General features: G+C 72.6%; 14 protein-coding genes. 12 read left to right on the plus strand and 2 right to left on the minus strand.

Features of this window, described 5'->3' with window-relative positions:
• The first annotated feature begins 26 nt into the window (after positions 1-26).
• The 5 genes from F8274_RS10380 (at position 27) to F8274_RS10400 (ending at position 6,927) form a co-directional block, all read left to right on the plus strand.
• Positions 27-1,463 (plus strand): TldD/PmbA family protein, encoded by a 1,437-nt coding sequence (locus F8274_RS10380; RefSeq protein WP_151462078.1) that lies wholly within the window; start codon positions 27-29, stop codon positions 1,461-1,463.
• Complete coding sequence (locus F8274_RS10385; RefSeq protein ID WP_151462079.1) at positions 1,460-2,854, plus strand: TldD/PmbA family protein; 1,395 nt, start codon at positions 1,460-1,462, stop codon at positions 2,852-2,854. Before F8274_RS10380 ends, F8274_RS10385 begins: the two co-directional genes overlap by 4 nt.
• A gap of 238 nt (positions 2,855-3,092) precedes the next feature.
• Positions 3,093-3,899 carry a hypothetical protein gene (locus F8274_RS10390; RefSeq protein WP_151462080.1) on the plus strand — a complete coding sequence of 269 codons (807 nt, stop codon included), beginning with the start codon at positions 3,093-3,095 and terminating at the stop codon, positions 3,897-3,899.
• A gap of 10 nt (positions 3,900-3,909) precedes the next feature.
• The gene (locus F8274_RS10395) at positions 3,910-5,820 is read left to right on the plus strand and encodes a fumarate reductase/succinate dehydrogenase flavoprotein subunit (protein ID WP_151462081.1); all 1,911 of its coding nucleotides are present in this window, start codon (positions 3,910-3,912) and stop codon (positions 5,818-5,820) included.
• Positions 5,821-5,823: 3 nt separating this feature from the next.
• Positions 5,824-6,927, plus strand: a complete 1,104-nt coding sequence (locus tag F8274_RS10400; protein WP_151462082.1) for a succinate dehydrogenase/fumarate reductase iron-sulfur subunit — start codon at positions 5,824-5,826, stop codon at positions 6,925-6,927.
• A gap of 85 nt (positions 6,928-7,012) precedes the next feature.
• On the opposite strand, the gene F8274_RS10405 is transcribed toward F8274_RS10400, so the two are convergent.
• Positions 7,013-7,450: a (deoxy)nucleoside triphosphate pyrophosphohydrolase gene (locus F8274_RS10405; protein ID WP_151462083.1), complete on the minus strand. Its 438-nt coding sequence runs from the start codon at positions 7,448-7,450 to the stop codon at positions 7,013-7,015.
• A 184-nt stretch (positions 7,451-7,634) separates the two neighbouring features.
• On the opposite strand from F8274_RS10405, the gene F8274_RS10410 reads away from it, so the two are divergent.
• The 4 genes from F8274_RS10410 (at position 7,635) to F8274_RS10425 (ending at position 9,576) form a co-directional block, all read left to right on the plus strand.
• On the plus strand, positions 7,635-7,943 hold the full coding sequence (locus tag F8274_RS10410; protein WP_151462084.1) for a 4a-hydroxytetrahydrobiopterin dehydratase: 309 nt from the start codon (positions 7,635-7,637) through the stop codon (positions 7,941-7,943).
• A 131-nt stretch (positions 7,944-8,074) separates the two neighbouring features.
• Positions 8,075-8,389 carry a hypothetical protein gene (locus F8274_RS10415; RefSeq protein WP_192579777.1) on the plus strand — a complete coding sequence of 105 codons (315 nt, stop codon included), beginning with the start codon at positions 8,075-8,077 and terminating at the stop codon, positions 8,387-8,389.
• A 97-nt stretch (positions 8,390-8,486) separates the two neighbouring features.
• Complete coding sequence (locus F8274_RS10420) at positions 8,487-8,849, plus strand: PH domain-containing protein (RefSeq protein ID WP_151462085.1); 363 nt, start codon at positions 8,487-8,489, stop codon at positions 8,847-8,849.
• Between the two features lies 1 nt (position 8,850).
• The gene (locus F8274_RS10425) at positions 8,851-9,576 is read left to right on the plus strand and encodes a bifunctional 2-polyprenyl-6-hydroxyphenol methylase/3-demethylubiquinol 3-O-methyltransferase UbiG (protein ID WP_151462086.1); all 726 of its coding nucleotides are present in this window, start codon (positions 8,851-8,853) and stop codon (positions 9,574-9,576) included.
• A gap of 12 nt (positions 9,577-9,588) precedes the next feature.
• Here the strand turns inward: F8274_RS10425 and F8274_RS10430 are convergent, their stop codons facing one another.
• Positions 9,589-10,047, minus strand: coding sequence for a hypothetical protein (locus F8274_RS10430; RefSeq protein WP_151462087.1), 459 nt, complete (start codon positions 10,045-10,047; stop codon positions 9,589-9,591).
• 61 nt (positions 10,048-10,108) lie between these two features.
• Here F8274_RS10430 and F8274_RS10435 point away from each other — a divergent pair, with 61 nt between their 5' ends.
• Genes F8274_RS10435 through F8274_RS10445 form a run of 3 tightly spaced genes read left to right on the plus strand, consistent with a single transcriptional unit; the run spans position 10,109 to position 11,819 of the window.
• Entirely contained in the window at positions 10,109-10,825 is a 717-nt protein-coding gene (locus F8274_RS10435) for a vancomycin high temperature exclusion protein (protein WP_151462088.1), read from the plus strand.
• Positions 10,826-10,858: 33 nt separating this feature from the next.
• Positions 10,859-11,227, plus strand: coding sequence for a hypothetical protein (locus F8274_RS31200; protein WP_192579778.1), 369 nt, complete (start codon positions 10,859-10,861; stop codon positions 11,225-11,227).
• Between the two features lie 43 nt (positions 11,228-11,270).
• Complete coding sequence (locus F8274_RS10445; RefSeq protein ID WP_151462089.1) at positions 11,271-11,819, plus strand: GNAT family N-acetyltransferase; 549 nt, start codon at positions 11,271-11,273, stop codon at positions 11,817-11,819.
• Positions 11,820-12,004 lie beyond the last annotated feature (185 nt).

Consider the following 12,004-nt stretch of genomic DNA (forward strand, 5'->3'; position numbering starts at 1 on the left):
CGGTCCGCTCGCCTAGGGTCGGGCGCATGACGGAGTTCGACGCGGCCACCGCCGCCGTCCAGGCCGCCCTCGACGCGGGAGCCCGGTACGCGGACGCCCGGGTGATGCACCGCCGCTACGAGTCGATGTCGGCCCGCAACGGCGACATCGAGGAGCTGACCCAGGACGAGAGCATCGGGCTGGGCGTCCGCGCCCTGGTCGGGTCGAGTTGGGGCTTCCACGCCGTACCCGAGCTGTCCGACGCCGCGGCCCGCGACGCCGGCCGGCGCGCCGCGGCGATCGCCACCGCGAGCGCGCGGGTCCCGGGCCCGGCCATCGACCTGGTCCCGGTGGCGGCGACGGTGGCGAGCTGGGCCTCGGCCTGCGAGGTCGACCCGCTCGGCGTGCCGCTCTCCGACAAGGGCGACCTGCTGACCCGCGCCACCGCGACGATGCGGGAGCACGGCGCCGACCTGGCCGAGGGGCTCTACCAGATCTGGGACACCGCCAAGTGGTTCGTCTCCAGCGAGGGGCACCGCATCGACCAGCGCATCCGCGAGTGCGGCGGCGGCATCTCGGCCACCTCGATCGGCGCCGGCGAGACCCAGCGCCGCTCCTATCCGAGCTACCGCGGCCAGTACGGCACCACCGGCTGGGAGCTGGTCACCTCGCTGGACCTGGCCGCGCACGCCGCCCGGATCGCCGAGGAGTCCCGGGAGCTGCTCACCGCCCCGGAGTGCCCGTCCGGCGAGACCGACCTGATCCTCGGCGGCGAGCAGCTCGCCCTCCAGATCCACGAATCGGTCGGGCACGCCATCGAGCTGGACCGGATCCTGGGCTGGGAGGCCGCCTTCGCCGGCACGTCCTGGCTGGACCTGAGCCGGCTCGGCGCGCTGCGCTACGGCTCCGAGCTCATGAACGTCACCATCGACCCGACCATCCCCGGCGCGCTGGGCAGCTTCGGCTTCGACGACGAGGGCTCCCCGGCGGTGAAGCGGGACGCGGTCCGCGAGGGGCGCTGGGTGGGCGTGCTCGCCGGCCGGGACTCGGCCGCCGTCGCGGGCCTGGACCACGGCGGCAGCGTACGGGCGGACGGCTGGGCGCGGCTGCCCATGGTGCGGATGACCAACGTGGGCCTGGAGCCGGGCCCGCACACGCTCGACGAGATCATCGCGGAAACCGACGACGGGGTGCTCATGGACCTCAACCGCTCCTGGTCCATCGACGACAAGCGGCTCAACTTCCAGTTCGGCTGCGAGGTCGGCTGGGAGGTGAAGAAGGGCCGCCGGGGGCGGATGCTGCGCAACCCCACCTACACGGGGATCGGGCCGGTCTTCTGGCGTTCGATGGACATGCTCTCGTCCGAGATCGTGCCGTGGGGCACGCCGAACTGCGGCAAGGGGCAGCCGGGCCAGACCGGGCACACCGGCCACCCGGCCGCGCCGGCCCGCTTCCGCAACGTCCGGGTGGGGGTGCGGGCATGAGCGAGCTGGACCTCGCCGGCCGGGTGGTGGAGCTGGTCCGGCGGCTGGCCGGGCCGGGCGCCGAGGTCGAGGTGGTCGTGACCCGCGCCGACCTGGCGTTGACCCGGTTCGCCAACTCGTTCATCCACCAGAACGTCGCCGAGTCGGGCACCTCGGTCCGGCTCCGGCTGCACGCCGACGGGCGGACGGCCGCGGGCAGCGGCAGCCTGGTCGACCCCGACGGGTTGACCGCGCTGGTCGAGCGGACCCTGGCCGCGACCCGGCTCGCCCCGCCCGACCCGGCCTGGCCGGGGCTCGCCCCGCCGGCGCCGGTCCCGTCCGGCCCGCACGTCGACGAGGCCACCGCGGCCGCCTCACCTGACGAGCGGGCCGCCCGCGTACGCGCCTTCGTGGACGCGGTCGAGGGGCTGGAGGCCGCCGGCTACTGCCGGACGGCGCACCGGTCCGGGGCGTTCGCCAACTCGGCCGGGCAGTCGGCGGTGGGGCGGTCGGTCGAGGCGGCCATGGACGGCATCGCCCGCACCGGCGGCGCGGACGGGGTGGCCCGGCACGCGGCCGACCGCCTGGCCGACCTGGACGGGGGGGCCCTGGGCGCGCGGGCCGCGGCGAAGGCGCGGGCCGCGGCCGACCCCGTCGAGCTGCCCCCGGGGCGCTACGAGGTGGTGCTCGAACCGGCCGCCGGGGCCGACCTCCTGCAGAACCTTTCCTGGTACGGCTTCAACGGCAAGCGGCACGCCGAGCGGCAGTCCTTCGCCGAGCCGGGCAGGGCCCAGTTCGACCCGGCCGTGACCCTCGTGGACGATCCGCTGCACGCCTCCGGGCTGCCGTTCGACCTGGAGGGCACGCCCCGGCGCTCGCTGACCCTGGTCGAGGCGGGCACCACGGCGGCGGTGGCGCACGACCGGCGCAGCGGCGCCGAGGCGGGCACCGGGTCCACCGGCCACGGGATGCTCGGCGCGTCCACGTTCGGTCCGCTCCCGCGCAACCTTCGCCTGCTGCCCACGGGCGGCCCGGCGGAGGTGGCCACCGGGCAGTTCAGCGCCGGGGTGACCGGCGCGGTGGCCGACCCGGACACCGCCGCCCTGGTCGCCGGGATGGCGCGGGGCCTGCTGGTCAGCGACTTCTGGTACACGCGGGTGCTCGACCCGAAGCAACTGGTGGTCACCGGGCTGACCCGCAACGGCGTCTGGCTGGTGGAGGACGGGGTGCCCACCCGCGCGGTGCGCGACTTCCGGTTCACCGAGTCCTACCCCCGCGCGATGGGGCCCGGGCGGGTGCTCGGCGTGGGCCGGGCGCCGGTCCGCCAACCGGACCGGATGGACGGCTCCTGGTGGGAGGCTCCGGCGCTGCGGCTGGCGTCCTGGAACTTCACCGGGGGCGCTTCCGGCTGACGGTCCAAGATATTGATCTTGGTGCGGGTCTTTCCAACCTCCCGGACACACGGGACACTGCGTTGCGCGGCCGGGCCGCGAAGATCGGCGTAACGTGTGTCATTTAGCTGCACCGGTTCGCCGGTGCGGTCTGTGCGTGCGCAAGACGTGGCAGTGGACGCGGTCTCGCCGGTCCGCTGACCGGTACGAAAGGTGTGATCCGCCGCCCCGCGAGGGCGCCGTCAGGGAGACGACTCGAATGACATCAACGGCAACGAGGCCGCGGGGAGCGCGGGGGCGCGCCGCCATCGCGGCGAAGACGTTGCGAACGGACCGCTGGTGGTTCGCGCCACTGATCACCGTCGTCGGGCTCAGCGCCTGGGTCATCTACGCGACGGTCCGGGTCTTCATGCACAAGTGGTACTGGGTGGACCAGTACCACTACCTGACGCCGTTCTACTCCCCCTGTGTCACCGAGCGGTGCGTCGAGGGGTCCTCGCACTTCGGCAGCTTCCTGCCCGGCTGGTGGATCATCCCGGACGCGGCGCTGACCCTGCCGTTCCTGCTGCTGTTCCGGCTCACCTGCTACTACTACCGCAAGGCCTACTACCGGTCGTTCTGGCTGTCGCCGCCGGCCTGCGCCGTGCCCGACGGGCACCAGGCGTACAGCGGTGAGACCCGGGTCCCGCTGCTCGGCCAGAACCTGCACCGCTACTTCTTCTACGCCGCCGCGATCATCTCGCTGATCAACACCTACGACGCGATCTACGCGTTTCACTCGCCCAAGGGCTTCGGTTTCGGCCTGGGCAACCTCGTCCTGCTGCTCAACGTGGTGATGCTCTGGGCGTACACGATCTCCTGCCACTCCTGCCGGCACATCATCGGCGGGCGGCTCAAGCACTTCTCCAAGCACCCGCTGCGCTACCGGGCGTGGACCGGCGTGTCCTGGCTGAACGTCCGGCACATGCAGCTCGCCTGGATCACCCTCGGCACCCTGGCGCTGACCGACTTCTACGTCATGGCGGTGGCGGCCGGCTGGTTCAACGACCTGCGGTTCATCAACTGAGAGCCTGGACATGACTGAGACGCGAATCGAACGACACCACTACGACGTCGTCGTGATCGGGGCCGGCGGCGCCGGCCTGCGCGCGGCGATCGAGGCCCGGCTGGCCGGCAAGAAGACCGCGATCATCTCGAAGTCGCTGTTCGGCAAGGCCCACACGGTGATGGCCGAGGGCGGCGCCGCGGCCGCCATGGGCAACGTGAACTCCCGGGACAACTGGCAGGTGCACTTCCGGGACACCATGCGCGGCGGCAAGTTCCTCAACAACTTCCGGATGGCCGAGCTGCACGCGAAGGAGTCGCCGCAGCGGATCTGGGAGCTGGAGACGTACGGGGCGCTCTTCGACCGGACCAAGGACGGGAAGATCTCCCAGCGCAACTTCGGCGGCCACGAGTACCCGCGCCTCGCGCACGTGGGCGACCGGACCGGCCTGGAGCTGATCCGCACCCTCCAGCAGAAGATCGTCTCCCTCCAGCAGGAGGACAAGCGGGACCACGGCGACTACGAGGCCCGCATCAAGGTCTTTTCCGAGACCACCATCACGGAGCTGCTGCTCGACGGCGACCGGGTCGCCGGCGCATTCGGCTACTTCCGTGAGTCCGGCGACTTCGTCCTCTTCGAGGCCCCCGCGGTGGTCCTCGCGACCGGCGGCGTCGGCCGCTCCTACAAGGTCACCTCGAACTCCTGGGAGTACACGGGGGACGGTCACGCGCTCGCGCTGCGCGCCGGGGCGACCCTCATCAACATGGAGTTCCTCCAGTTCCACCCGACCGGCATGGTCTGGCCGCCCTCGGTGAAGGGCATCCTGGTCACCGAGTCGGTCCGCGGCGACGGCGGCGTCCTCAAGAACTCCGAGGGCACGCGGTTCATGTTCGACTACGTCCCGGACGTGTTCCGCAAGCAGTACGCGGACAACGAGGACGAGGCGGACCGCTGGTACAAGGACCCCGACAACAACCGGCGCCCGCCGGAGCTGCTCCCCCGCGACGAGGTCGCCCGCGCCATCAACAGCGAGGTCAAGGCCGGTCGGGGCACGCCGGCGGGCGGCGTCTTCCTGGACATCGCCTCCCGGCTGCCGGCCGAGGAGATCCGCCGCCGGCTGCCCTCGATGTACCACCAGTTCAAGGAGCTGGCCGACGTCGACATCACCAAGGAGCCCATGGAGGTCGGCCCGACCTGCCACTACGTGATGGGTGGCGTCGAGGTGGACCCCGACTCCGGTGCCGCGTACGGCACGGTGCGCGGGCTCTTCGCCGCCGGTGAGGTCTCCGGCGGCATGCACGGCTCCAACCGGCTCGGCGGCAACTCCCTGTCGGACCTGCTGGTCTTCGGCAAGCGGGCGGGGGGCCACGCCGCCTCGTACGCCGACCAGCTCACCTCGCGCCCGGCGGTGTCGGTGGCGGCCGTGGAAGCCGCGGTGGAGACGGCGCTGGCCCCGCTGCAGCGGGACACCGGCGAGAGCCCGTACGTCCTCCAGCAGGACCTCCAGGCCGTCATGGGCGACCTGGTCGGCATCATCCGGCGGGAGGGCGAGCTGGTCGACGCGCTGCGCCGGCTGGCCGAGCTGCGGGAGCGGGTGGCGAAGGTGAGCGCGGCCGGCGGCCGGCGCTACAACCCGGGCTGGCACCTCGCCCTCGACCTGCGCAACATGCTGGTCGTCTCGGAGTGCACCGCGAAGGCCGCCCTGGAGCGGCAGGAGTCGCGCGGTGGGCACACCCGGGAGGACCACCCTGCCATGGACCCGAAGTGGCGCCGGGTGAACCTCGTCTGCGCGCTGGACGGCGACACGGTCCGGCTGACCCGGAAGCCGCTGCCGAAGATGCGCTCCGAGCTGATCTCGCTGTTCGACCGGGGCGAGCTGGCCAAGTACCTGACCGACGAGGAACTCGCCGAGTTCGACGCCCTCACCGAGGAGGAGCGCTGAGGAATGGGAACTGACAACACGCAGGCGGCCGGCAAGCCGGGCGCGAAGCGGCCCTTCCGCATCTGGCGGGGCGATGAGAACGGCGGCGAGCTGCGCGACTACACGGTCGAGGTGAACGAGGGCGAGGTCGTCCTCGACGTGATCCACCGTCTCCAGGCCACCGACGCGCCGGACCTGGCGTGCCGGTGGAACTGCAAGGCCGGCAAGTGTGGCTCCTGCTCCATGGAGATCAACGGCAAGCCCCGGCTGAGCTGCATGACCCGGATGTCGACCTTCGAGGAGGGGGAGACCGTCACGGTCACCCCGCTGCGCACCTTCCCGGTCATCCGGGACCTGGTCACCGACGTCTCGTTCAACTACGAGAAGGCGCGGGAGACCCCGGCGTTCGCGCCGCCGGCCGACGTGGCCCCGGGCGACTACCGGATGCAGCAGGTCGACGTCGAGCGCTCGCAGGAGTTCCGCAAGTGCATCGAGTGCTTCCTCTGCCAGAACGTCTGCCACGTGATCCGCGACCACGAGGAGAACAAGCAGGCGTTCTCCGGTCCCCGGTTCTTCATCCGGGCGGCCGAGCTGGACATGCACCCGCTCGACGCGAAGACCGACCGCAAGGAGTACGCGCAGTCCGAGATGGGACTCGGCTTCTGCAACATCACCAAGTGCTGCACCGAGGTCTGCCCCGAGCACATCAAGATCACCGACAACGGGATCATCCCCATGAAGGAGCGGGTCGTCGACCGCAGGTACGATCCCCTTGTGTGGCTTGGTAGCAAGATCTTCCGGAGGGGTCAGGTGCCTCAGACCAGCGTGACCAGCGGGCATTCGAGTGGCGCCGTGACCGCCAGCGGGGCCCACGGCGGGGCGCACTCGCACGCCGGCGGCTCGCACGACACGGCGGCCGAACGGCAGGCGCAGCAGGGCGTCAACTGGCACCGCGAGGTGCCGCACCCGACCGCCCCCGCGGTCGACGTCAACGGCAAGCTGCCGCTGACCGAACTGACCTTCGACCGGGCCGCCGCGCCGTCGCCGTTCGGTGACGACGTGACCTTCCCGCTGCCCCCGGAGCACCTCAACTTCGCCCACCCGCAGCAGGACGAGCCGAAGCACTGAGCAGCACGCCGACAACGATGACGGGGGCCGCGGCACATGCCGCCGGCCCCCGTCCCGTTTCCGTCCCGGCGTCCGGTTCCGCCGGTCAGGAGCCGGCGAGCAGCGGGCGCAGGGCGGCGACGATCGGCACGTCGGCCGGCAGCCAGGGGACGCTGTCGAGTTCGCCGGCCGCGAGCCAGCGCAGCTCCAGGTGCTCCAGGGCCTTCGGCTGGTCACCGTGGAGGAGGCGGGCCACGTACACCCGGAGGACGGAACGGCCGTGGGCCATCCGGACGTCGCGGCCGACCCGCGCGCCGATCTCCACGCGGACGCCGAGTTCCTCGGCGCACTCGCGGATCAACGCGTCGGTTTCGGTCTCCCCCGGCTCCACCTTGCCGCCGGGGAACTCCCAGCGCCCGGCCACCTCCGGCGGCGCGGACCGCGCACAGGCCAGGACCCTGCCGTCCACGATGATGGCCGCGCCGACGACAACCCTCGGCTCCCGCCGGTCCTGCCCGTTCCCGCTAACCCGTTCGGTCCGCACGGGCGTCCAGCGTGCCAGATCAATCGGCGGTTTGGGTAGCTGAGTCGACCGTCAGGTCAGCAGAACACGGAAGTGTGGGCGTGGACACACCATCTGTGCGACGACAGACTGGAGGGCGTCGACAGGGACACGGGATGGCGACGATTTGGCCACAAGCCGGCAACGACGCCTGGGAGGTGCGGTGATGCGCGTGCTGTTCAACGGCCGGGCGAAACACGACTACCTCAGCGATGCGCTCGCCCTGCTGTCCGGTTGGACCCGGGAGGGTGAACAGATCCGCCGCACGCTCGTCATCGACGACACCCAGCACGCCGCGCTCACCGAGCGCGTCGCGGTAGTCGCCGACGCGCTGCGGCTGCGTCCGGAGATCAGCCGCCGGGCCGACCGCACCCAGATCAGGGTGGGCCACGGCGACGGCGAGCCGCTCACCGAGGGCGAGGTCCTGCTGGCGGCGCGCATCGAGGACGCGGTCCGCGCGGTCACCGATCTCTGAGCGCTCTCCTGAAAGATCCCTGAAAGTTTCTGGTTAGCAACTAATTCCTCCGGGGTAGGACTTCCGGCACAGGGAACCGCAAAGGCTCCCGAAGACGACGGAATGTGCCAAACCCCTTTGAGGAGCTGACCATGACGACCCCCGCCACCACCGACCGGACCACGGACCACGTCGAACGCGACGTCCGGCACCTGCACCGGCACGGCGAGGAGACCAAGCCGGCGTGGAAGACCACCGAGCTGGCGGTCTACCTGCTCGCCGTCATCGGCGTCCTGATCGCCTCGAACGCCGTCGGCGACGGCGCCGCGAACAACGGCGGCGACTACTTCGCCGCCGACAAGGCCTGGTGGTACATCACCCTGCTGACCGTCGGCTACCTGATCAGCCGGGGCCTGGCCAAGGCCGGCAGCCGCAGCCGCGACCACGACCCGCGCGTCGACCACTGACCCCCGGACCCCGGCAGCCCCCGTCCAGCGAGGACGGGGGCTGCCGCCGTTCCACCGGGCCGCCGGCCGGCTGGCGGGCCCCGCCTACCGTCGGGGCATGGCCGATCCGACGTACGACCGCAAGGAACAGTTCCAGCAGATCCAGAGCGGGCTCCTGCCCGGCGAGCAGATCATCGCCGTCTACGACGCCGTCGGCACGGGCACCGGGTTCATCGGCCTGACCGACCGGAGGGTCGTCATCCAGGACCGCTCCTTCGTCGGAAAGCGGTACGCCATCACCAGCATCCCGTATGCGAAGATCACCAGCGTGAGCGTGGTGAGCAACAAGTCGTGGGGCGGCTCGTTCTTCTCCACCGGGGCCATCGCCATCCACGTCGGCACGCACACCTACGAGGTGGAGTTCCGGGGCGCGCAGAAGAGCCACCACGTGCACAACGTCATCCTCCACCACATCTCCTGACGTGCCGGTCGACCTGTCTGCCGCGCTCTACGACGCGGACAACGCGTGGGGGCGCGACGACGAGTTCTTCCTGCGCTTCGTCGGGCGGGCGCCGACCCGGGTCCTCGACCTGGGGTGCGGCACCGGGCGGCTCACCCTGGCCCTGGCCGCCGCCGGCCACCGGGTGACCGGCGTCGACCCGGAGCCGGGGTCGCTCGCCGCCGCCCGGGCCAAACCCGGCGGTGACCGGGTCACCTGGCTCGCCGGCACCGCCGCCGACCTGCCCGACGCGACGTACGACGTGGCCGTGCTGACCAGCCACGTGGCGCAGGAGATCCTCGACGACGGGACGTGGGCGGAGACCCTCCGCCACCTGCGGCGGGCCCTGGTCGACGGCGGCCGGCTGGCGTTCGACTCGCGCGACCCGGCCGCGCGGCGCTGGGAGCGCTGGAACCCCACCGACACACTCCGCCGGCGCACCCTGCCTGACGGCACGACGGTGGACGCCTGGACCGAGCTGACCGCCGTGCGCGACGGCCTGGTGAGCTTCCTGCACCACTACCTGCTGCCCGACGGCGCGGAGCTGCGCAACCCCGGCACGCTGCGCTTCCGCACCGAGGCGGAGCTGCGGACCGCCGTCGCCGGGGCCGGCTTCACCGTCGAGCGGGTGCTCGGCGGCTGGGCCGGGGAGCCGGTCGGCGCGGGCGACGACGGAGAGCTGATCGTGCTCGCCCGCGCGGCACGGTGACCCGGGCGGGAGTCAGCGCCGGTACGCGAGCTTGAAATCGAGCGCCCAGTCGGTGCCGTCGGCGGACCGCTCCCAGCGGCCGTCGATGGCGGCGCCGTCCTCGCCCAGGGTGCCGATGAACCGCTGGTGGAAGCCGGACGCCTCCCGCCACATCCGCCACACGCCGCCGGCGAACGTCATCCGGTAGACCCGGTGCACGCCGCGGGCATCGGCGTAGAGCACCGCGAACTCCTCGTCCGAATCGTCCAGGCCGATCAGCTGGGTGGCCGGGAGCGGGTTGTTCTCCCGCCAGGCGGCCGGCGCCGTCTCCGGCACCGGACCGGCGTCGCTGTGCTGGCGGAGGAACCGGCCCTCCTCCACCCAGCTGAACTCCGTCCAGCCGGCACCGAGACCCTCGACCTCCGGCTGCACGGTCCACCGGCCGACCAGCACATCGAGCCGTGCGAGCGCCGGGTGCCGCTTCGTCGCCATGTCGTCCCTCCTCCTGCCGCCGGGAACCCGGTGGGCGCCGCTGCCTGACAGAATCGCCCGCATGCGGGGGCTGTTCGTCAGGGTCAGGGGATGGTGCGCCGACCGCAGACCGACCGTACGCCGGATCCGCCGTACCGTGGTGGCGGTCGTGGCCGGCGCGGCGCTGCTGGCCGCCGGCACCGGGGCGAGCGTGGCCTGGGTCCGGGCCGGCGCGGAGGGCCACGTGTTCACCGAGGCCGACGTGCCGGAGGCCCCGGTCGCCCTGGTCCTGGGCACCAAGGTGGAGGCCGACGGCACCCCGTCGCCGTTCCTCGCCGCCCGGCTGGAGATCGCGCAGCGGCTCCTCGCCGCCGGCAAGGTCCGGGTCATCCTGGTCTCCGGCGACCACATGAACGACGACTACGACGAGCCCGACGCCATGCGCCGCTGGCTGGTCGACCGGGGCGTGCCGGCGGAGAAAGTGGTGCTCGACCACGCCGGCTTCGACACCTACGACTCCTGCGCCCGGGCCCGGCGCATCTTCGGCGTGGAGCGGGCGACCGTGGTGACCCAGTCCTTCCACCTGCCCCGCGCCGTGTCGGTCTGCCGGCACCTCGGCGTGGCCGCCAACGGCGTGGGCGACGACACCGCCCGCCGGTACGCGGAACGCTGGCGGGTCAGCGCCACCCGGGAGTACGGCGCCTGCGTCAAGGCCACGGTGGACGTGGTCTCCGGCCGCGATCCCGTCCACCTGGGCCGCCGCGAGACCGGGGTGGACGACGCCCTGCGCGCGGGGTGACATGCGGCCGCCCGCCGGCGGTACTGTCGCGGCGTGGTGAAGCTGGCCGAGGGGACCCTCGCGGCGGTCGGTCGGATGACCGTCGCGGCGACCGAGCTGGAGCACGTGCTGTCCCGGCTCGGCGCGGGTGAGGCGGACGCCGACGAGATCTTCGCGCGGGTCGGAGCGCCGCTGCGCGCGGCCCGCGAGGCGGCGCGGTCCGCGCCCCCGGCGATCCGCGTGGAGTGCGCCAGCCTGGTCGAGGGGGCGGCCACCCAGCTGGCCGTGGGCCAGGCCGCGCTGCGGGCCGTGTGGCGCGGCGGCCGGACCGATCCGGCGCTGTTCGACGAGATCACCGCGCGGCTGCTGCGCTGCCGGGACGTGCTGCACGACCGGATCCTCGCTCCACAGGGGATCGACTAGCCGGGCCTTCACCCCGGTCGCTCGCCGGCGCTATCGTCGTCGGATGCCCGCGCTGATCGCGCCCACCGTCCGGCTGCACTCCGCCTGGCTGGCGGCCCGTCGAGAGTGGGGTCCCGGCCCTCACGAGGACGGTTTCGGGCTCCGTCCCACCGACGAGGTGGTCTCCCCGGCCGGGTTCGCGGCCTGGGTCGCCCGGTTGACCGACGAGTCGGACCGGACTCCGGGCCCGGCCGGGGTGCGGTGCACGTACCGGTGGATCGTCGAGGACGAGACGGTGCTCGGCGGGATCGCGCTGCGGCACGAACTCGACGACGTCCTGCTGCGGGTCGCCGGCCACATCGGTTACGGCATCCGGCCCTCGGCCCGGCGACGGGGCCTGGCCACCTGGGCGCTGGGCCGGATGCTCGACGAGGCCCGTGCGCTCGGCCTGGAGCGGGTGCTGCTCGTCTGCGCCGACGGCAACACCGCCTCGGCACGCACCATCGAGCGCCAGGGTGGCGTCCTCGAGGACATCCGGGACACCGGGCTGGGCGCCGCCCGGCGCTACTGGATCACGCTCCACACGCCACGCACGCGCCCCCACCCGGGCTGAATGTCCTGGTACATTCGCGCTTCGCCTCGATCGAAAGAGGAACTGCGCATGACCGGCACGGGGGCCGAATCGGGCGCGGGACCGGCGATGGAGCCGGTGCCCGGCACCGGAGCAGCCGATCCTTCCCCACCTCACCCACTCGGGCAGCCGCCGTCGAGCTACGGGCCGCCGCAGTGGGCGCCGCC

The organism is Micromonospora sp. AMSO31t (assembly GCF_008868175.1).
Lineage (GTDB): Bacteria > Actinomycetota > Actinomycetes > Mycobacteriales > Micromonosporaceae > Micromonospora.